The organism is Pseudoalteromonas sp. 20-92, assembly GCF_030847595.1.
In the GTDB taxonomy this organism is placed as follows: Bacteria; Pseudomonadota; Gammaproteobacteria; order Enterobacterales; family Alteromonadaceae; genus Pseudoalteromonas; species Pseudoalteromonas fuliginea.
Genome location: NZ_JANJGQ010000020.1, coordinates 1 through 19,619, shown reverse-complemented (window position 1 = coordinate 19,619; position 19,619 = coordinate 1). Strand labels below are relative to the sequence as shown.

Here is a 19,619-nt window from a genome sequence, read left to right as displayed (position 1 = left end):
TATTCACATACTACGCAATAGATATTATTTAAAAATATAGCCATCAAGGGGCCTTAGATGAGCAATTTCATTATGTTTAGTATTGACGTATTTGCGAGTATTTTTATTATCGCACTTGGGTTAATTGTGCTTACTGTTATTATTTTTTACTTTCGCGATATAACACAAACAAAACATGCTATTAGGCGTAACTACCCAGTAATTGGCCGCTTTCGATATTTTTTTGAACGCCAAGGTGAATTTTTCAGACAATACTTTTTTGCCCTCGATCGAGAAGAAATGCCATTTAACCGCGCTGAGCGCAGTTGGGTTTACCGCGCAGCAAAAGATGTCGATCGCACCGCTGCATTTGGTTCAACCCAAAGCTTAGAAGTAACGGGTACAGTTATGTTTATGAACTGTGCGTTTCCTACTTTAGATGAAGAAGCACTCGACCCGAGTAATGTTACTTTGGGTCCATACTGTAAAACACCTTACACCACTAACTCGCTATTTAATGTATCAGGTATGAGCTTTGGTGCGTTATCAAAACCCGCTGTACGTGCTTTATCAAAAGGAGCTAAGTTAGCAGGTTGTTGGATGAACACCGGTGAAGGGGGATTAAGCCCTTATCACTTAGAAGGTGGGGCTGATATTGTTTTTCAAATTGGTACCGCTAAATATGGTGCACGAGACGAGCATGGAAATTTAAGTACTGAAAAGCTAAAAGAAATAGCGGCTCACGAACAAGTAAAAATGTTTGAACTAAAAATGAGCCAAGGCGCTAAACCTGGCAAGGGTGGAATGCTTCCAGGGCGCAAAGTTAATGCCGAAATAGCTAAAATTAGGGGTATACCAGAAGGGCAAGATTCGATTAGCCCCAATGGTCACCCTGAAATTAAAAATCCAGCCGATATTCTTGATATGATTGCCACTGTACGTAACGCGACAGGTAAGCCTACAGGGTTTAAAGCTGTTATTGGTGCATACGGATGGTTAGAAACGTTGTTCGCTGAAATAAACCACCGTGGTATCGAGTCTGCACCTGACTTTATTACCATAGATAGTGCTGATGGTGGTACGGGCGCAGCACCGCAACCGCTTATGGATTCGGTGGGTTTACCACTGCGCGAAAGTTTACCGCTTGTAGTTAATATGCTTGAAAAACATGGGCTTCGAGATCGTATTAAAATAATCGCTTCTGGTAAATTAATTGTTCCTTCAAAGGTTGCTTGGGCATTGGCGCTCGGTGCTGATTTTGTTGTATCGGCTCGTGGTCATATGTTTGCACTGGGCTGTATTCAAGCAATGCAATGTAATAAAGATACTTGTCCGACGGGTATCACTACGCATAACGAGCGTTTGCAACGCGGCTTAAATGTAGCTGATAAAGCGCAGCGAGTAGCTAACTATAATAAATACATTCATTATGGCGCTGGGCTAATAGCTCATTCTTGTGGTGTGACTAGTGCACGCGAATTAAAACGTGAGCATGTACGTATAGTGCAAGAAAGTGGGCTTTCGGAACCGCTTGATAAAATTTACGAAAACTACAAGTAAGTTTTTAACTAACTAAAAAAGGCGCTAATAGCGCCTTTTTAATGTTTGTTAGTTTAATTGGCTTATTAATAAACTAAAGAATGCTTCTTTGTTGTTGCATGTTTGTGCATTTAAAATAAGTTGCTCGCCTAGTGCTAATGTTTGTTTTTGCACTGTAAGGCGCGCATTGTCATCACTAATACTATCTATATCGCTTACGTGCGCAAGCCCAATAGTACGCCTAATTAACTCAGCACCACAGCAACCAACAGCATCTTGCAATACGTTTTTCATAAAGTATTGCGCATAGCCTACTGGCGCTAGTGATTCATCTGTTGTTTTAGTGCGTATTAATTCAAGCCATTGTTGCTCAAATAAACTATAGGTGTCTACGATACAGCTAAGTAAATGTGTTTGGTAATTACGACGAGCCACAAAATCTTCAATATGCCCGTATTGTGCGCAGTAATTTAAAAGTAAATTACCAATAAAAGAGCCAATATCGAACCCAACAGGACCAAAAAAACCAAACTCTGGGTCAATCATCTTTGTATTATTACAATCAACAAAAATACTGCCGCTATGCATATCACCATGAAGTAATGTTTGCGGGTTAGATAAAAAATTAGCTTTTAATTTTGCTATTTCTAACTTTAATGCGCTGTTTTTTTGTATTGCATCAACTTCGCTTTGTAGTTGATCTGGGTAGTTATTACGTTCGTGCCCAATGTACGGGTCGCTAAAAAATAAGTCTTCAGTGATTTGGCAAAGCTCAGGATTAGTAAATTGGCTAACGAGCGCTTTTTTAGTTTGCGCGGTTAAGTAAAAATCTGAATTATAAAAGCCGGTGTGGCTTAAGTAGGTAGCTACATGCTGTGCCAATTTAGGAAATTGCTCTGCATTATTTTGTGCAGTACGCAATATTTGTAAATTACCTAAATCTTCTAAAATAGTCAGGGCTTGTATTTCACTATAATGTAAAACATTAGCAGTATAAGTAGGGCAAATAGCACCATGGTTAAGTAAAACTTGTGCTTCTATACGGGCTCTATCAAGTGTTAATGGCCACGACTCACCCACGCAACGCGCGTAAGGCAGAGCTTGCTTTAAAATAACACTATTGTTTTGCTCATCAGTAATTCTAAACACTAAATTAAGATTGCCATCACCAAACTCATACGCAGATAAGGTCTGTCCGGAATCAAAAAAATTACATTGTTTAGATTCAATTAATGTCGATACGTAATCGATAGCGCGCTGTGCGGTAAAAGCAACATAGTTAGTCATGGTTTTAATCTCAAAAATCAGCTTTTAAGCATTCTATACCTTTAAATGTTTAGATGTCTACAAGTCTAACTTGAGAGTTATTCAAAGTGGTGTAAAATAACGTTACGCATTTTTAATACCTTAAGCATTATGCAAAATTTAATCGCAAGCAGTTTAAAATATGAAAACGGGTCGCTTAGTGTGCTCGACCAATATTTACTACCTCACCAGCAGGTATGGCATCAGTGCCATGATGTAGAAACCATGAAAGAGCTGATCATTAACTTAAAAGTGCGTGGAGCTCCACTTATTGGTTTAGGCGCGAGCTTGTTAGTGGCGTATTTAGCTGGGCAAGGGGTAGTGAAAAGTGAGCTTGAAAAAGCAATCAATGAACTAGAAGCCACTCGTCCAACGGCGGTTAATTTAATGCATTGTATGGCGGCATTGCGAAAAGCTTTAACGCAAAGCGATTATGTTGCCGGTATTGTTAGTACTGCTGAGCGGTTGTTTATTGAAGATATTGAGCTGTGTGAACGAATGGCAAGCCGTGGCGCCGAGCTTATAAGTAGTGGCGACAACATATTAACTCATTGTAATACAGGGGCGCTTGCAACCGCTGGTATTGGTACTGCACTGGGTGTTATTTACAAAGCGCAGCAAAAATATGGCAACGTACATGTGTGGGTTGATGAAACACGACCATTATTACAAGGCGGTCGCTTAACTGCCTTTGAGCTTGAGCGCTGGAAAATACCTTACACATTAATTTGCGATAATATGGCGGCAAGTTTAATGGCTGCAGGTAAGGTAGATAAAATAGTGGTAGGGGCTGATCGTATTGCCGCCAATGGTGATTTTGCTAATAAAGTGGGTACCTATAATTTAGCCGTACTTGCGTATTTTCATAACATTCCATTTTATGTAGTTGCGCCTATTACTACGCTTGATACCAACACCGCGTGTGGTGATGATATAGAAATAGAGCAACGTAATCCTCAAGAAGTGCGCGGAGTTAGCGGTAGCTTTGGTGAGGCTTTGTGGGCACCCACTAATGCCAATGTATATAACCCTGCATTTGATATAACACCGGCAAAACTGGTTACAGGGTGGGTGTTAGACACGGGGGTTTATAACCAAAGTCAGGTAGAAAATGGCGGTCTCATAAAGCTTAAGTAACTTCGCGGTATTTTTGGTCCACGCTATGTTTATTAGTGTGGACCAAGGTTTTGAATGACCAACTTACGATAATAGTGGAAATTGCTCTGCAATAGACGAGTCAGTGCTTTTTGCTACCCAGCCCTCTGTATTGTTAAATAAGCGAATGGCAGTAAACTCAGGATCGCTTCCCATATCAAACCAATGCGGGGTAAGTTCAGGCACTGAAATTAAATCGCCTTGTTGGCAAAGTACCTGATAAACCTTATTGCCTAAATGCAGGCAAAATAGCCCTTGGCCTTTTACAAAAAAACGTACTTCGTCTTCACTATGAGTATGTTCAAATAAAAATTTTTTGCGCAGCTCTGATGCGCCAGGGTTACCTTTAGCTAGAGATATAACATCTACTGTTTGATAGCCATTTTCAGTTTTTAACCGATCTATATCGCTTTTGTACGCACTAATAATTTGCTCATGGGTGGTGTGCTGATTAATATCTGCATTTGCTTGCCACTGTTCAAAACGTACGTTTACTTTAGCTAGCTGCTTTGTAATATCATCAGCATTTGATGTGCTCACAAGTGCCTTGTTTGCATTGTTGTCGGCATACACCGTTAATTGGCTCATACTAATTGCTCCAATTTAAATTGACTAAAGTCATTAATATAAGGGTGTGCTTTAGTGCTTGCTTGCCCATCACGAATTAAATGTAGTGTTTTTAAACCCACAGCCTGCGCGGCGTCAAGCTCACCGGTTACATCACTTAAAAAGAGTATTTCTTCTGCCTGAAACGGTAACAGTTCAACAATGGTGTTATAGGCAGTTCGTTCTTGCTTTGCGCCAACTTTGGTGTCAAAAAAGTCAGAAAAAAAGCTGCGAATGTCGCCATAATCACTGTATTTAAAAAGCAACAGCTGCGCTTTTACCGAACCAGATGAGTACACATACAAAGTAATATCGTTGTTGTGTTGAGCTTGTAAAAAATCAAATGCATCTGGGTATAAATGACCCTTAAAATCGCCGTGTTCATACCCTGTTTGCCAAATTAAGCCTTGTAACTGCTTAAGTGGAGTGATTTTTTTATCTTCATCAATCCAGATAAGTAAGGCGCTAATGACTTCTTCTATATCGGCGTTTGGCTTTTCGATAAGGGCTTTTACGGCACTAATTTGCTCAGCTACATCGGGCTTATTAGCATTGGCACGTACAAAGGTAGGTAACTGTTTTGCTGCGTAAGGAAACAACACCTCTTTAACAAACGAGATACGGGTTATTGTGCCTTCGATATCGGTTAAAATGGCTTTAATCATTTAGTTACTCCCGCTTGAATGCCTATTATTTTTAGGCGCTCTAGTTCGCAGCTAAATAAAAACTCTAAGGCTTCTAAGTGGCGACGAACTTCATCAATATTACGTCCTACTGCATATAAACCATGACCACGTATCAGTACGCCGTGCTCTATAGGCGTATGTAAATGATGGTCACTGACCAGCAGGCTTAATCGGTCAATATCTTGATCGTTATCGAAAATAGGAATGCTCAGCGTTTCTAAGTGCGAAGTAAAGCCGCTCAGTGCTTTTTGCATTTCATAGCCTGTTAAATCAAGCTGATGCTCTTGGGTAATTTGCGACAGTACGGTAGCGGCTACAGAGTGAGTATGTAAAACACACTGTGCATCAGGTATAAGCTGATACAAACTTAGGTGTAATTGTGTTTCTGCCGATGGTTTTACAGCTCCTGCTAGGCGCTCGCCTTGGTGATCTAATTGCAAAAAATGCGCTTGCGTCAGTGAGCCTTTATCGTGCCCACTTGCTGTAACAACAAAGCCAGTGCTAGTACGAGCTGAAAAGTTTCCGCCTGTTGCGGGTACCCAGCCTTTTTGGCTAACCCATTTTCCGGCTTCAATAAGTTGTGAAATAGCGGTATTGTTTTGCATACATTCCTCACTAATGAGCGTAAAGTTAATTGTTTTTAGACGGCTATACTTCTGTTTTAAGCAATGATAGCATCGCTTTAAGCGCAAAACCATCATTAAGGGCATCTCGTGTTTGAAAGTAAATTACCAAATTTAGGCGTTAGTATATTTAGCCAAATGAGTGGGTTGGCTAATGAGTTTTCGGCAATTAATCTCTCTCAAGGCTTTCCTGAGTTTGATGCTCCTGATCTTTTAAAAACGCAGTTAAATTATTATGTGCAGCAGGGCGTTAATCAATATTCACCTTCAAGTGGTGTACCACGATTACAGCAACAAATTGCTGATTTAGCAAAGCGCAAATATGCAGCTGATATAAACGCAGCTGATCAAGTGACTGTTACCTCGGGTGCAACAGAGGCATTGTTTGTGGCTATTCAAACAATTGTACGCCCCAGTGATGAAGTGATCGTATTTGACCCTGCATATGACTCTTACCAACCGGCAATTGAACTCGCTGGCGGAAAGTCGGTACACATTGCTTTAAGTGCGCCAAACTACACTATTGATTGGCAAGTGGTAAGCCAAGCAATTACTAAAAATACCCGTGCAATTATTATAAATACACCTCATAACCCTAGCGGTAAAATATTACAGCCACATGATATAAAAAAGCTTAAAGAGTTGGTTAGCACTCACAATTTATATGTAATAAGCGATGAGGTATATGAACACATTACGTTTGATGAACAACCGCATTTAAGTGTATTACGCGATGATGAATTATTTACCAAAAGCTTTGTTATATCGAGTTTTGGTAAAACATTTCATAGCACGGGCTGGAAAATGGGTTACTGTATTGCACCTGCCGATTTAGCTGTCGAATTTAGAAAAATTCATCAGTACGTTACGTTTTCTAGTTTTACCCCCGCACAGCATGCGCTTGCCGATATGCTCGAGCAACAAGGTGAGCATATAGATGAGCTAAGCGGGTTTTATCAGCAAAAACGCGACTTATTAGCGAGCCATTTAAGTAACAGCCGTTTTAAAATTTTACCTAGCCAGGGCACTTATTTTTTATTGTTAGATTACAGTGATGTATCGGATTTAAACGATGTTGATTTTTGCCATTGGTTAGTTGAGCAAGCAGGTGTTGCGGCTATTCCGTTAAGTGTGTTTTATCAAAAGGCACCAACCGACAAAGTAATTCGTTTATGCTTTGCTAAAAACGACAACACTCTCATAGAGGCTGCGCAAATATTATGTCAACTTTAACCATTACAGCATTGCAAAGTTCGCTTTATTGGCTTGATAAATATGCTAATTTAGCCATGTTTAATAAACAGCTTGAAGCAATTACGCATCAGCCCGATCTTATTTTACTGCCCGAAACATTCTCGACTGGCTTTGCTATCAATTTAGATTGTGCAGAGCCTGAAAACGGTAAAGTACTGACGTGGTTAAAGGCGCAGGCTCATAAACATAGTGCGGTTATTGCAGGTTCTGTACTTGTTGCACAAGGCGATAAAAAAGCGAATCGGTTTTATTGGGTAAAACCCGATGGTGAGGTGAGTTATTACGATAAACGCCATTTATTTCGCTTAGGCAGCGAGGGCGATTACGTTGTAGCAGGGCAAGCGCGTAAAGTTTTTGAAATCAACGGTTTTAAACTATTACCGCAAGTATGTTACGACCTGCGCTTTCCGGTATTTCAACGTAATAATAACGACTACGATGTAATGATAAACGTAGCAAATTGGCCAGCTGTGCGCCGCCATATTTGGGATACGTTACTTATGGCGCGCGCAATGGAAAACCTGTGTTACGTAGTAGGCGTTAATCGAGTGGGTGACGACGGTAATGGTGTGGCGCACAATGGCGGTACTGCAGTATACGACTTTAAAGGCGATGCATTAACTAAAGCGCAAGATGACACCGAGCAACTAGTTACTATAACACTTGAAAAAGCACCACTGGATGAGTTTAAAGTAGCGTTTCCTGCCTATTTAGATGCAGACCCTTTTACATTAATATAGACACGTTAATTTAGCGCAGAGCCAATAAAGTGTTAAAATAGTCGCTGATATTTTTGTTGGCGGCTAATATACATTATGAACACTTTAATCACTCCTTAGTGAAAACACGTCATTACTGCAAAGTACATTAGCGCGTGTTACTAATAACTTATTTGATAATGCTATTTTAGTGTGTAACGAACAGCACCGATTTATTGCCGCCGAGCAGGCTGAAAGCTCAAATCCTAGTGCATTATTACTCGAACCCAAAGGTAAAAATACCGCGCCTGCCATCGCATTAGCCGCCCACTATGCACTGCAAAATGGGGTTACCGGTCCGTTATTAGTGATGCCTGCCGATCATCATATTGAAAACTTTGATGTATTAACGGCTAAGCTCCCTGAAGCTGTAAAACTTGCCGAGCAAGGAAAGCTAGTTACATTTTCTATTACTCCTACAGAGCCTCATACTGGCTATGGCTATATAAAACAAGGCGCGGCTATTGCTGGAACGGGTTGTTACGATGTTGCACAATTTAAAGAAAAGCCTGACTTAGATACAGCGAATCGTTATTTAGCTCAAGGAGGTTATAGCTGGAATAGCGGCATGTTTTTATTTACCCCAGCAGCCTATTTAAAAGAGCTCGAGCGGTTTGCGCCAAAAATAGCAACAAGTGTCGCTGCAGCCGCACAATTTACTAAAGATTTAGGGTTTACCCGCCCAAGCAATAGTGCGCTTGAGCACTGCCCAAGCGATTCAATTGATTACGCTATTTTAGAGCGAAGCGATAACGTAGTTGTTATGCCTGTTGATTTAAAATGGAGTGATGTAGGTAGTTTTTCATCCCTTGATGCACTTACAAAAAAAGATGAAAACGGTAATAGTTCAAATGCTAATTATATTGCTCAAAAAAGCGCTAATAATTTGGTTATTAACGAGGCTGAACACACTATTGCCACGCTTGGAGTAAGTGACTTAGCAATTATTCATACCCACGATGCCACACTAATCGCAAATCAAAATGAGCTAGATTCTCTGCCTTTGTTACTTAAGCAAATTGCTACAACACAGGCTGATAAACTTAACCATCATCAAGTGGTTTTTCGTCCATGGGGAAATTACCGCACTTTGGTTGAAGGCACTGGCTTTAAAGTTAAAAAAATTACTGTTACCAGCGGTGCTAAGCTTTCGACGCAGCGCCATCAGCATCGCGCTGAACATTGGGTGGTGGTTTCGGGTATTGCAAATGTATGTATTGATGAGCAAGCGTATACGCTAACGCACGATCAATCGTGTTATATCGCCGCAAAACAAATTCATAGCTTGGCTAATAATCAAAAAGAGCCGTTAATTGTCATTGAAGTGCAAACCGGTACTGTACTTGATGAAAGTGATATAGAGCGATTTGATGATAAATATGGAAGGGGTTAAAAAATCAAATCCATGCCAAAAAGGACGTTCCAATACTAATGAGTAAAGTAATTTATAAAATAACGCCGGATGTTAATCATTACAGAGTCATATTTCCTGATAGCGAAGCTTTATGTGAACCTGACCTATGGAAGCCTGATGGTTCATCAAAAGAGTCGACATTAATAAATTTTAGTGCGCATTATAATCAAGAAAAAAAGACTCCTATAGGTGATATGGCAGCAATAAATTTACAGGGTCTTGCTATAAGGGATCATGTAGCAAATGAATTGGCGGAGATTTTTGAAGATTCGGGAGAGTTATTGCCTTTCTATGTAGGTGATGACAACTGGTACTTTTATAATGTCACTCGAAAAATAGAGGGCATCTTAGATGTTGAAATGAGTACTTTTATGCTGCCAAGCTTAAATATTGGATTACAAAAAGCGATATTCAAAAAAGAAAAATTACCTAAGCATAGCTGTATATTTAAAATGCCAGAAGATCGATTTGAAGGTACATATATTTTTGATTCTCGTAAAAATGATAAAGATGTTTCTTTAAACCTCTTTTGTGCCTTGCAAGCACATGGTTTCACAGGTCTTAACTTTGAAGAGGTAGCAAGATTTGATTAACTTAAAGTGAAATTTAAAAAACCTTAACGCTTTTTTAATTTCACTCTAACTGCCCGCGCACAAACTTTAAATATTGCTCTAAGCTTTGTTGCCACAAATCTAACGCTTCATCAAGCATGTTGTTGTGTGGTTTTTTATCGAGTAAGCGGCGCTCTATTTTTTTTAGCGCTATACCATAACGATTAAAACCTAACTGTAAGGCTGTGCTTGCCTGGCGATGTAAAAGCTTAATACATTGCTCTGGATGCTGAGTAGTAAGCTCTTGGCAACGAATGAGTTTATTTCGTGCTGAAAGTACAAATTCGTTATAAATAGACGATACTTCATCTTCACTAAACGAAGTGGTTAGTGTCTCTGCTGCGGTTTCGTCGTACAAAGTGTCAATAAGTTCTACAGTAATATTAGCCGTTTGATTTGATTGAGAGTCGCTAAGTGCTTGGCGAAGCTTTTGGTGTTTAATAGGCTTGCCAACAATATCTTTTATTCCTAATTCTAAATATTCTTTTACTTCGTCGGGGCTAAGGCTTGCAGTAAAAGCGAGCACGGGAGTTCGTTGATTCTTATGATCTATGTGCTTTAGGCGTTTAAGTACTTCTTGGCCTGTTAAGTCAGGTAAGTTCATATCAAGTAACACTACATCAAAGTGATGTTTTTGCATAAGCTCAATAGCGCTTTTCCCATCCTTTGCGAGCTTAATTTTGTGCTCATCGTCGGCCATAAATTCGATAGCAATTTTTTGGTTCAAATCTAAATCTTCAACCAATAATACATCAAGGCCTGTTAGGTAATCTTTAGTCTGGTGTCGCTGCTCTACTAAACTTAGTTCGCCCAAAGTAAAAGTGACGATAAAGCTAAATACACTGCCTGTACCGAGTTGGCTTGCAATTTCGAGTCGGCTACTAAGCTTTTCAAGCAAACGGCTGGTAATGGCTAAACCTAGGCCGGTTCCACCTTTTTCTTTACCTGCGCTACTTTGTACATAAGGTTCTGTTAAGTAAGCTATCTCGTCGTTTTCTATGCCTGGGCCAGAGTCCTTTACACTTATTTTTATGGTGTGTTCAAGTTGTTTCTCTAAAATTAAATCAACTTGAATTTTCACAACACCGTGGTCGGTAAATTTAATGGCATTACCCACTAAGTTAATAATAATTTGCCTAAGTTTTTGTTGGTCGCAGTAATAACAAGCTTGCTCTGGAATATTGCACACAAGCTCAAATTTAAGATGTTTTTGCTCGGCAAGTGGGCTCAGTAATAGACATAAATTATTGAGCCATGTTTTAAATTCTATATCTTCTTCATAAAGTGCTTCATCACTTTGATCTAGGCTTGCGTAATCAAGTACTTTATCTACGAGTAAATTGAGTGATTCGGCGGAGTTTATAATTGCCTCGCAATAAGCTTTATTACGAGTATCACTTGTTTGGTTCATGACAAGCTGAGCGCTGCCTAAAATGCCATTCAGTGGGGTGCGTATTTCGTGGCTAATAGTTGAGAGAAATAGTCCGCGTATTTCTAAGTCTTTTTGCGCTTTATCGGCTAGTTTATTGAGATGCTGCTCTCTGCGTTCATTACACAATAAGGCCATGCCTGCAGCATAGAACATGGGTGCAATGACGCCATTTAAAAATAATAGTGAGCTAAACCAGCCATTAATTAATAGATTACTTTGTTCAATATCGTCCATAAATAACGAGCGGCCAATAAAACTAAAAGCAACGAGAGTCAATATAATAATGTATACAATACTGCCATTAGGATAGGGCGCACGGGCATGTTTGATAAATATAAATAATAAAAATATAGCTTCAGCTATATGTTGTATATCAGATGCAATAACTCGTTCGTGTAAAGAGGGATCATAAAAGGTGTAATAACCGAGCATTACAGCGCTAAAAGCAGTAAATGAGCAGATTAATTTGAAGCCAATACCGTGATAATTTAAAAATTGGCTGAGTGATAGGCAATGCACAATTGAAGCTGCAAACATCATGCTACTGGCAATGCTAATAATAACTAAATTATGTGTATTACCAACAAGGGTAAAACCAATAACAGAACCCAGTAATAAAATAGGGTAAAAAATATAAAGCAGAGTACCCGGAGTTTGCTTGTTTGTTCGCCATGTTAAAAAATTAAGCAAGGTCATTACAACCACTATGGCTATGCTGGCAAAGTAAAGAGTGAAAGAGTCGAGCATTTAGTTTCCAGCGAAGTGATGTTTTAACAAGTGGGTAGTAAATATAAAAACAGACACCTAAGTGTCTGTTTTTATATTTAAACGAAATGCGTATTTAACGAATTTCGTCTGGTATATTTTGCTGCGCCCAAGACAATAGCTCAATGCGATTACGACATTTAGTTTTTCTAAATGCACTGTATAGATGAGTTTTTACAGTGTGCGGACTAATACTTAATTCTTCAGCAATTTCTTTATTTTTAGAACCATTACTCATTAACGAGATAATTGCTTTTTCTCGTTTAGTTAATTTAACTGGTTCTATATCACCTTCAGTTAGCTTATGAAGTGCATCTTTATTAAACTGCAGCATACGGTTTAATGCGTTACACATTATGTCACGGCGATACCAAAGCTGATCTTCCATTAATAAACGAATACCTTTCATTAATACATCGGCGTTATCAGTCGTATAAAACACACCACGAATACCGCTTAATAATGCACGGTTAGCTAGTTCTGGATTTTCGTCTAGGTTAAATAATATGATATCGCATTTAACGCGTAGGTTTACTAATTGTTCTTTTAGCTTTCCCCATGCATCTTTACTTGATGTTTCAATAAACAGTAATCGAGTCCCTTCAGGTATATCTAAAATGTTTGTACCTGTGGTTACGTCAAGGCCTTGCGTTTTTAACAAAGGTTCTAAAACGTTAATGCCAATAGTATTAATTGGCTCTTGATCTAATAACAAAAAGGCAGAACTGCTCATATTTTTATACTCTTTTATAAAGCTGACTGATTAAGTTTATCACGACTTCCACACCTTTTGTATTAGAAAGTCGCTATTTTACTTGAAAACAAGTACGATTTTACGATTATTTAAACATAAAATGTTGCAAATAAGTAATTGTTTTTCGTTTGTTAAACATGAGAAATATTAACATTTGGCACTTAACGTATATTAAAAGAGTACAATAAAAGTCATTATTTAAATAAAACTCTTTTTAACATCTTGATACGGAGGCCAGCCCATCTCTTTCCCTGCAAGCATATGCAAGTGTATATGGTATACAGTTTGCCCACCATGCTCGTTACAGTTCATTACTACTCGATAGCCGTTGTCTGCAAAATTATGTTGTTTAGCTAACTTTGCTGCTACGGTATATAAATTGCCAATTAAGTATGAATTTTCATCATTTATATCATTGATAGTGGCAATTGCTTTTTTTGGGATAATCAATACATGGAATGGGGCTTGAGGATTTATATCTTTAAATGCAAGGGTATCATCATCTTCATAAATAATGTCTGCTGGAATTTCACGATTAATTATTTTTGTAAAAATTGTATTTTGACTCATGGTATGTCCCTAATTAAATATTATGAAATTTAGGCTCACTAATGACAAAATTTCATAGCAGTGTCAAACTGAAAATAACTAAAGGAGTAAATATGCGTAAATCAGTATTAATGGGCAGTGCGGCAGTGCTGTTATTTAGTGTATCGAGTATGGCAGAAAATATTCACTTCCCTGAAGAGTTTGTGCCATTACAAGTGGGAGAGCGTGTTATAGAAAGCTCTCTATTTAGTCGGGTTGATGATTTAGAGCTTGCGCCGGGTACTTATCAGCTAAAATTAAAATATACCGACTTATATGAACAAGGCTTTGACGATCATGAAGTGATTGAGTCAGAACCGTTTTGGGTAGATGTTACCGTTGAAGCTGGGAAAAATTACACTTTGGTGTTTAATCGGGCAGATAACGCCGTGTCGGCGAAACTATTTGCAGAAGTACCAGAAGTGAGTTTACAAGCCAAAGGCAGTTCATTGCCTGAACCCTTAACTGTTATTTCCAATAATCAAATGGAAAAAGTAAAGCCGATGAAACCAATGGTAAGTTCGGCTGTTGTTTCTCAAAAATCAAATAAGCCACTAGGGCCTGTTAATAGTCAGGGGATGCCAAGCGCAGCGAATATGCTTGATTTTTGGTGGCAACAAGCCACAACTGTAGAGCGTAAAGCTTTTTTAGAAAAAGTGACAAAATAACAGAAAAACAAAAGGGCCAAATTTGGCCCTTTTTAGTTTCTAGTTAACGCTATTTATTCAAATAATGCGTCAATAGTACCTTGTGCAAGAGGGTGATACCCAGGACGTGCTTTTAAGTACACGCTTTGTGCCCAGTCTTTTTTACCGTTAGTGATAAGTGATTTATATAACGGCACAATTAACTTACGACGGCCAATACCTGATAAGTGCTTATTAAGTGCAGGGTAAATTGGTTGATAACCATTTCCTACTGCTAGCATAAACCAAGCAAATGCTCGTTCAGCATTAGTTGATTGCGTTAGGTTAAATTCACTATCAAGCTCGCTCATTTTCTCTATGCTTAAATCGCGTGGTAAGTTATTTAAAAAGTGTAGCCACTCATGCACAGACCAATCAGCCGTTGGCAGTTGAGTTGCAGTTGTGTCGCCTTTTAGCCATGCTGCTGTTGCTGTATCTACTTTATCAAATGCATCAGAAGTAGGGTTTGGCGCATCACTTGGTAATCCAGGTTCAAAAATCCATTCGTTTACTTTATCCATGCTTACAACACCAGGATACTTTTCTATTAAGTTAGCTTTTAAGTAAGTAACAAATTGCGCGGTAGTAAGTGATTTAAACGAAAACTCTTTAAAGTACGCTTTTACAAACGGGTCAAATTTATCACGACCATATTTGTTTTCTAGGTAAATTAAAAATAATTGACCTTTAGTGTAAGGCACTGAACTGAATGCATCGTCTGGGTCGCGGCCGTTAAGCTTTAAATTAAGGCGTGTATCTGGTGCATCAATTGTTTTAAGTTGTGCGCGTAAAGACGCTGAATCAAGTGCTTGTTCCATAACTGCACGGTCACGGCCAAATACTTCTTCCATAATGCGGTTTTCAACGTACGAGGTAAAACCTTCGTTTAACCATAAATCTTCCCACGTTGCATTAGTTACTAAGTTACCTGACCAAGAATGAGCAAGCTCGTGAGCAATAAGGTTAACTAAGCTTTTATCACCAGCAACAACAGTTGGAGTAATAAATGATAAGCGTGGGTTTTCCATGCCACCAAACGGAAAACTTGGTGGTAGCATTAATAAGTCGTAGCGACCCCATGCATATTCGCCGTACATCGCGTTTGTTTTGTCGATCATGGCTTGGGTGTCGTCAAATTCAGCAACTGAGGCATCTAAAATTGTAGGCTCAGCAAATATGCCAGTTTGGTGCGACATTGCTTTAAATTCTAAGTTACCTGCGCCAATAGCAATTAGGTAAGGTGAAATTGCTTGTGGCATATCAAAAATGTAGTCGCCATCTTTATAAAGCGCATCTTTGTTGTCGGCACTCATTACAGCACGTATATCTTTTGGTGTATGAATTCGTGCAGAGTAAGTTACACGCATTGCGGGTGTATCTTGCACTGGGATCCAACTACGTGCATGAATTGCTTGCGATTGGCTGTACATAAATGGATGCGTTTTACTTGCCGTTTGCTCTGGTGTTAACCATTGCAGGCCTGAAGCTTCTGGACGACTGTTGTAGTAAATACGAACTACCTCAGCTTGGTTTTTAAACACAATAGTAAGCTTTGAGCCTTTAACGTCATCTCGCTTAGCTAAATCAAAAGTCGCTTTTTTCCAGTTACCGCTTTGATCTTTGTACATTACTTTATCAATGTCTAAGTCGCGGGTATCAAGTACGAGAGTTCTACTTTTGCTGTTGTTCCACTGAAGAGTATGCTCTACAAAACCTTCTAACTGCTTGTCGGCAAAGTCGACATCTAAATCAAGGTTTAAGTGAGTAGTAACAACATCATCAAGGTTAGCATACGAGTTTTGGTCTATCGCATTAGCCATTGCTTGCGAACACATACCCGCCATAGCGAGGCTTAAAAAAAGAGGTTTAATTTTCATCATTACTCTGAACACAAATAAAAAGTGCAGGTTTTATATCACGATTGACACGGCGGGTTGAGTGATTTTTACAATCTAGTGCCACATTTGCGACGATGAGGTAAACTATTGCGATTAGTTACCGGTATTTTTAGAGAGCTTTGTGGCGCATTCATTACACTCCTTACATACATTCGCATTAAACAGCCAATGCCAAAATTTTGTTGAAATTACTCAGCTTGAGCAACTTAAAACGCAAAGTTTTAGCGCGCCGTTTTGTTTGCTAGGCGAGGGCAGTAATACCGTATTTTTAAATGACTACATGGGTACGGTTATAAAGATAGCCTTAAAAGGTATTAAAATTACCGAGCGTGAGAGCAACACACTAATAAGTATTGCCGCAGGCGAAAACTGGCATCAACTAGTTAGCTATTTATTAGAGAAAAATATACCCGGGCTTGAAAATCTAGCACTTATACCAGGGACTGTTGGCGCATCGCCGGTACAAAATATTGGTGCTTATGGCGTTGAAATAGCTAATTTTGTTGAGTTGGTAGAGTACTTTGATATAACCACTAACACTATGCATTTATTAAATAACGAACAATGTGAATTTGCTTACAGAGACTCAATATTTAAACATGCCCTTAAAAATAAAGCGGTGATCACGCAGGTACATTTAGCGCTCCCAAAAAAATGGCAACCAGTATTGAGTTATGGCCCTTTGCAGCAACTTAAGGTTGTTACGCCGCAGGCTGTGTTCGATCAAATAATACAAACTCGCAATAGCAAATTACCTAACCCATATACACTTGCCAATGCGGGTAGCTTTTTTAAAAACCCTATAATAACCAACCAGCAGTTAGCTGAGCTATTAAAGCAATTTGCTGATTTACCTCATTACGAATATGGGCAAAGTCATCATAAGGTCGCGGCAGGTTGGTTAATCGATCAAAGTGGTTTAAAAGGGCACCGCGAGGCAGGTATTGAAGTGCATCAACAACAAGCACTAGTACTTGTTAATCACGGAAATAGTGAAGGCAGCGACCTAATAAAAATAATTAAACACATTCAGCGAGTGGTTTATACGCGTTACAACATTATTTTAGAGCACGAAGTACGTTTAATGGATGCACGCAGCGAATGCCATATTAACGCGGAGCCTAAGTAATGAAAGCACCTGATGGAAACAAACTCGCTATTTTAAATGCTTTAAAGCAAGGTGTTTTTGTATCTGGCCAAGCGCTGGGTGAACAGCTTGGCATTAGCCGAGCTGCGGTAAGTAAACATATTAAAACGTTACAAGAAATGGGCTTGGATATTTTTAAAGTGACTGGCAAAGGCTATTGTTTGAATAGTCAGGTGGGCCTTTTAAATAAAACACAAATTGATCAGCACTACAAAGCGCTAGGTGCTAATACTGCCGATGTAGAAGTACACCCTATTATTGATTCGACCAACAGCGAGCTTATGCGCCGTATACAGGCTAAAACAGCGCTTGAGTCTGGTACTGTTATTGTTGCTGAAATGCAGCAAGCAGGGCGCGGCCGACGCGGCCGTGTTTGGCAATCCCCATTTGGCGCTAATTTGTATTACAGTTATTTTTGGCGTTTAGATGACGGCTTACAAGCTGCAATGGGTGTATCAATTGCGGTAGGCCTTGCTGTTTATGATGCAATTAAAGCGTTATACCAAATTGACGTAGAGCTTAAATGGCCTAACGATATTTATATAAATAAACAAAAACTTGCAGGTGTATTGGTTGAATTAGATGGGCAACCGCAAGGACCTTGTCAGTTAGTGATTGGTATAGGTATTAATTTACAAATGCCAGAAAGTTTTAGTAAAAATATAGACCAAGCGTGGACCGATTTAAATCAACATACTCAAAAGCTTGATAAAAACCAGCTGGTGGCGTCACTTACTTATCATTTAGAGCAGCGTTTAGTGCAGTATCGTCAAACTGGCTTACAAGATATGTATGAGCAATGGAATTCGCTTAATGCGTTTGCTGGCGATTATGTTGAGCTAAATACAGGACACCGAAGCTGGCGTGGAATATGCGAAGGTATTGACCCACAAGGTGGAATACGAATTCGCCAAGATGGTGAAGTAAAAAGTTATTACGGTGGGGAAGTCTCCCTCAGAAAGGCGCAAGTATGAGATTACTGATCGACGTAGGAAATACATCACTAAAAGCTGTGCTGTGGCATAACGAGCAAGCACAACCAGCAGATATAAATAACCTACCTTGGTTACAAATAACCGAAGTGATTTATGCGTGCGTAGGGCGCAGTGATTTACTAAATGATATTCTCGTGCAAGCGGCTAGTAATAATATTACTAGCTTTGAGGCCAAGGTAACCAAAACGCTTGGAAATCTTGTATGCGCTTACGAGCATGTAGCTAACTTAGGCATAGACCGGTGGCTTGCGCTTATTGCAGGCTTTACGTTATATCCAAACACAGCATGCATTGTTGTTGATGCAGGTACTGCGACAACAATTGATGTGCTCAATAGTGAAGGGTTGCATTTAGGTGGCTGGATTTTACCCGGGCTTGATTTAATGACCTCATCACTTACACAAAATACTCAACGTGTTTTTGATGACGGTAAAACTCCATTCACCAATGAACTGGGTAAAAATACGCCTAATGGTTTAAAAAACGGTGCTTTAGTCGCAACCATTGGAGCAATTGAGCAAGCTAAGTTGCACTTAACGGATAAAAAAACAGAGCAAAAAGTACAAATAATTTTTGCTGGTGGCTATGGCTTACTTTTACAGCAGCAATTTGCAGGAAGTATTTTTGATTCATTGCTAGTAATGAGGGGGTTACATTATTGGCGCGAACTAAGTAAAACAACATAAAAAAGTGCAAAAAACGTGTTTTCGCGTGAATATTGAGCATTTAAACTAAAAATTTACACTTTTTTTAATTTTATAGTTGCATCCCAATAAACCTTACTCTAATATCTCGCCCCGTACTAAAGCAGTGCCGACTTAGCTCAGCTGGTAGAGCAACTGACTTGTAATCAGTAGGTCAACCGTTCGACTCGGTTAGTCGGCACCACTTTCCTTTTACCGGAAGTGAATTAGTAGAGAATTATCGTGGAGGGGTTCCCGAGCGGCCAAAGGGATCAGACTGTAAATCTGACGGCTCAGCCTTCGCTGGTTCGAATCCAGCTCCCTCCACCACTTTATTCTTGACGGTTAGAGGTAGTTTAAGAACAGATTTTTATGCGGGCATCGTATAATGGCTATTACCTCAGCCTTCCAAGCTGATGATGCGGGTTCGATTCCCGCTGCCCGCTCCAGTTCTTGTGTTGCTGATATAGCTCAGTTGGTAGAGCGCACCCTTGGTAAGGGTGAGGTCGGCAGTTCGACTCTGCCTATCAGCACCAGTCCTAAGAATCTCCTTGATTACTTCCTTTATCTGTCAGAAAATACTATTTGAAAAAATTAACTTAATCTACCTCTGGTGGATTATTTTCATATGTAATTTAGATACACAAAACTGATAGGTTCCGTCATGGCAAAAGAAAAGTTTGAACGCGTAAAACCGCACGTAAACGTTGGTACAATCGGCCACGTTGACCACGGTAAAAC

General features: G+C 39.4%; 17 protein-coding genes, 4 tRNA genes and 2 pseudogenes. 15 read left to right on the top strand and 8 right to left on the bottom strand.

Annotated features, from left to right (window positions below; translation table 11 throughout):
- Positions 1–57: 57 nt before the first annotated feature.
- Positions 58–1,539 (top strand): FMN-binding glutamate synthase family protein, encoded by a 1,482-nt coding sequence (locus NRL14_RS15425; RefSeq protein ID WP_306725062.1) that lies wholly within the window; start codon positions 58–60, stop codon positions 1,537–1,539.
- Between the two features lie 48 nt (positions 1,540–1,587).
- Here NRL14_RS15425 and mtnK read toward each other — a convergent pair whose 3' ends face one another.
- Positions 1,588–2,805 (bottom strand): S-methyl-5-thioribose kinase, encoded by a 1,218-nt coding sequence (mtnK, locus tag NRL14_RS15420; protein ID WP_306725061.1) that lies wholly within the window; start codon positions 2,803–2,805, stop codon positions 1,588–1,590.
- A gap of 129 nt (positions 2,806–2,934) precedes the next feature.
- On the opposite strand from mtnK, the gene mtnA reads away from it, so the two are divergent.
- Entirely contained in the window at positions 2,935–3,960 is a 1,026-nt protein-coding gene (mtnA, locus tag NRL14_RS15415) for an S-methyl-5-thioribose-1-phosphate isomerase (protein ID WP_096792215.1), read from the top strand.
- Between the two features lie 63 nt (positions 3,961–4,023).
- On the opposite strand, the gene NRL14_RS15410 is transcribed toward mtnA, so the two are convergent.
- The 3 genes from NRL14_RS15410 to NRL14_RS15400 are packed head-to-tail and all read right to left on the bottom strand — an operon-like array spanning position 4,024 to position 5,875.
- Positions 4,024–4,566, bottom strand: coding sequence for an acireductone dioxygenase (locus tag NRL14_RS15410; RefSeq protein ID WP_008136549.1), 543 nt, complete (start codon positions 4,564–4,566; stop codon positions 4,024–4,026).
- Entirely contained in the window at positions 4,563–5,249 is a 687-nt protein-coding gene (gene mtnC / locus NRL14_RS15405) for an acireductone synthase (RefSeq protein WP_008136551.1), read from the bottom strand. Before mtnC ends, NRL14_RS15410 begins: the two co-directional genes overlap by 4 nt.
- Complete coding sequence (locus NRL14_RS15400) at positions 5,246–5,875, bottom strand: methylthioribulose 1-phosphate dehydratase (protein WP_008136552.1); 630 nt, start codon at positions 5,873–5,875, stop codon at positions 5,246–5,248. Before NRL14_RS15400 ends, mtnC begins: the two co-directional genes overlap by 4 nt.
- A 108-nt stretch (positions 5,876–5,983) precedes the next feature.
- On the opposite strand from NRL14_RS15400, the gene NRL14_RS15395 reads away from it, so the two are divergent.
- The 4 genes and pseudogenes from NRL14_RS15395 (at position 5,984) to NRL14_RS15380 (ending at position 9,912) form a co-directional block, all read left to right on the top strand.
- Positions 5,984–7,126, top strand: a complete 1,143-nt coding sequence (locus NRL14_RS15395) for a methionine aminotransferase (RefSeq protein ID WP_306725060.1) — start codon at positions 5,984–5,986, stop codon at positions 7,124–7,126.
- Complete coding sequence (locus NRL14_RS15390; protein ID WP_306725059.1) at positions 7,114–7,887, top strand: amidohydrolase; 774 nt, start codon at positions 7,114–7,116, stop codon at positions 7,885–7,887. Before NRL14_RS15395 ends, NRL14_RS15390 begins: the two co-directional genes overlap by 13 nt.
- A 91-nt stretch (positions 7,888–7,978) precedes the next feature.
- Positions 7,979–9,298: pseudogene (locus tag NRL14_RS15385) on the top strand (mannose-1-phosphate guanylyltransferase/mannose-6-phosphate isomerase); the annotation flags it as partial.
- 38 nt (positions 9,299–9,336) lie between these two features.
- Positions 9,337–9,912 (top strand): hypothetical protein, encoded by a 576-nt coding sequence (locus tag NRL14_RS15380; RefSeq protein WP_007378042.1) that lies wholly within the window; start codon positions 9,337–9,339, stop codon positions 9,910–9,912.
- A gap of 40 nt (positions 9,913–9,952) precedes the next feature.
- Here the strand turns inward: NRL14_RS15380 and NRL14_RS15375 are convergent, their stop codons facing one another.
- The 3 genes from NRL14_RS15375 to NRL14_RS15365 all read right to left on the bottom strand — a co-directional run bounded on the left by NRL14_RS15375 (position 9,953) and on the right by NRL14_RS15365 (position 13,451).
- Complete coding sequence (locus tag NRL14_RS15375; protein WP_306725058.1) at positions 9,953–12,109, bottom strand: response regulator; 2,157 nt, start codon at positions 12,107–12,109, stop codon at positions 9,953–9,955.
- A 94-nt stretch (positions 12,110–12,203) separates the two neighbouring features.
- Complete coding sequence (locus NRL14_RS15370) at positions 12,204–12,860, bottom strand: response regulator transcription factor (RefSeq protein WP_007378044.1); 657 nt, start codon at positions 12,858–12,860, stop codon at positions 12,204–12,206.
- A 219-nt stretch (positions 12,861–13,079) separates the two neighbouring features.
- Positions 13,080–13,451 carry a histidine triad nucleotide-binding protein gene (locus NRL14_RS15365; protein ID WP_007378045.1) on the bottom strand — a complete coding sequence of 124 codons (372 nt, stop codon included), beginning with the start codon at positions 13,449–13,451 and terminating at the stop codon, positions 13,080–13,082.
- Positions 13,452–13,543: 92 nt separating this feature from the next.
- On the opposite strand from NRL14_RS15365, the gene NRL14_RS15360 reads away from it, so the two are divergent.
- Positions 13,544–14,137, top strand: a complete 594-nt coding sequence (locus NRL14_RS15360; protein ID WP_007378046.1) for a DUF2057 domain-containing protein — start codon at positions 13,544–13,546, stop codon at positions 14,135–14,137.
- Between the two features lie 53 nt (positions 14,138–14,190).
- On the opposite strand, the gene NRL14_RS15355 is transcribed toward NRL14_RS15360, so the two are convergent.
- The gene (locus NRL14_RS15355) at positions 14,191–16,032 is read right to left on the bottom strand and encodes a M1 family metallopeptidase (RefSeq protein ID WP_149613505.1); all 1,842 of its coding nucleotides are present in this window, start codon (positions 16,030–16,032) and stop codon (positions 14,191–14,193) included.
- Between the two features lie 142 nt (positions 16,033–16,174).
- Here NRL14_RS15355 and murB point away from each other — a divergent pair, with 142 nt between their 5' ends.
- From murB to NRL14_RS15315, 8 genes and pseudogenes are all read left to right on the top strand, one after another.
- A complete protein-coding gene (murB, locus tag NRL14_RS15350) occupies positions 16,175–17,182 on the top strand; it encodes a UDP-N-acetylmuramate dehydrogenase (RefSeq protein ID WP_306725057.1) in 1,008 nt (335 codons plus the stop codon).
- Positions 17,182–18,174 carry a bifunctional biotin--[acetyl-CoA-carboxylase] ligase/biotin operon repressor BirA gene (gene birA / locus NRL14_RS15345; protein WP_306725056.1) on the top strand — a complete coding sequence of 331 codons (993 nt, stop codon included), beginning with the start codon at positions 17,182–17,184 and terminating at the stop codon, positions 18,172–18,174. Before murB ends, birA begins: the two co-directional genes overlap by 1 nt.
- On the top strand, positions 18,171–18,881 hold the full coding sequence (locus NRL14_RS15340) for a type III pantothenate kinase (protein ID WP_306725055.1): 711 nt from the start codon (positions 18,171–18,173) through the stop codon (positions 18,879–18,881). Before birA ends, NRL14_RS15340 begins: the two co-directional genes overlap by 4 nt.
- A gap of 126 nt (positions 18,882–19,007) precedes the next feature.
- Positions 19,008–19,083: transfer RNA gene (locus NRL14_RS15335), tRNA-Thr, on the top strand.
- A 40-nt stretch (positions 19,084–19,123) separates the two neighbouring features.
- Positions 19,124–19,208: transfer RNA gene (locus NRL14_RS15330), tRNA-Tyr, on the top strand.
- Between the two features lie 44 nt (positions 19,209–19,252).
- A tRNA-Gly gene (locus NRL14_RS15325) sits at positions 19,253–19,327 on the top strand.
- 11 nt (positions 19,328–19,338) lie between these two features.
- Positions 19,339–19,414: transfer RNA gene (locus NRL14_RS15320), tRNA-Thr, on the top strand.
- Positions 19,415–19,542: 128 nt separating this feature from the next.
- Positions 19,543–19,619, top strand: a pseudogene (locus NRL14_RS15315) (elongation factor Tu); the annotation flags it as partial.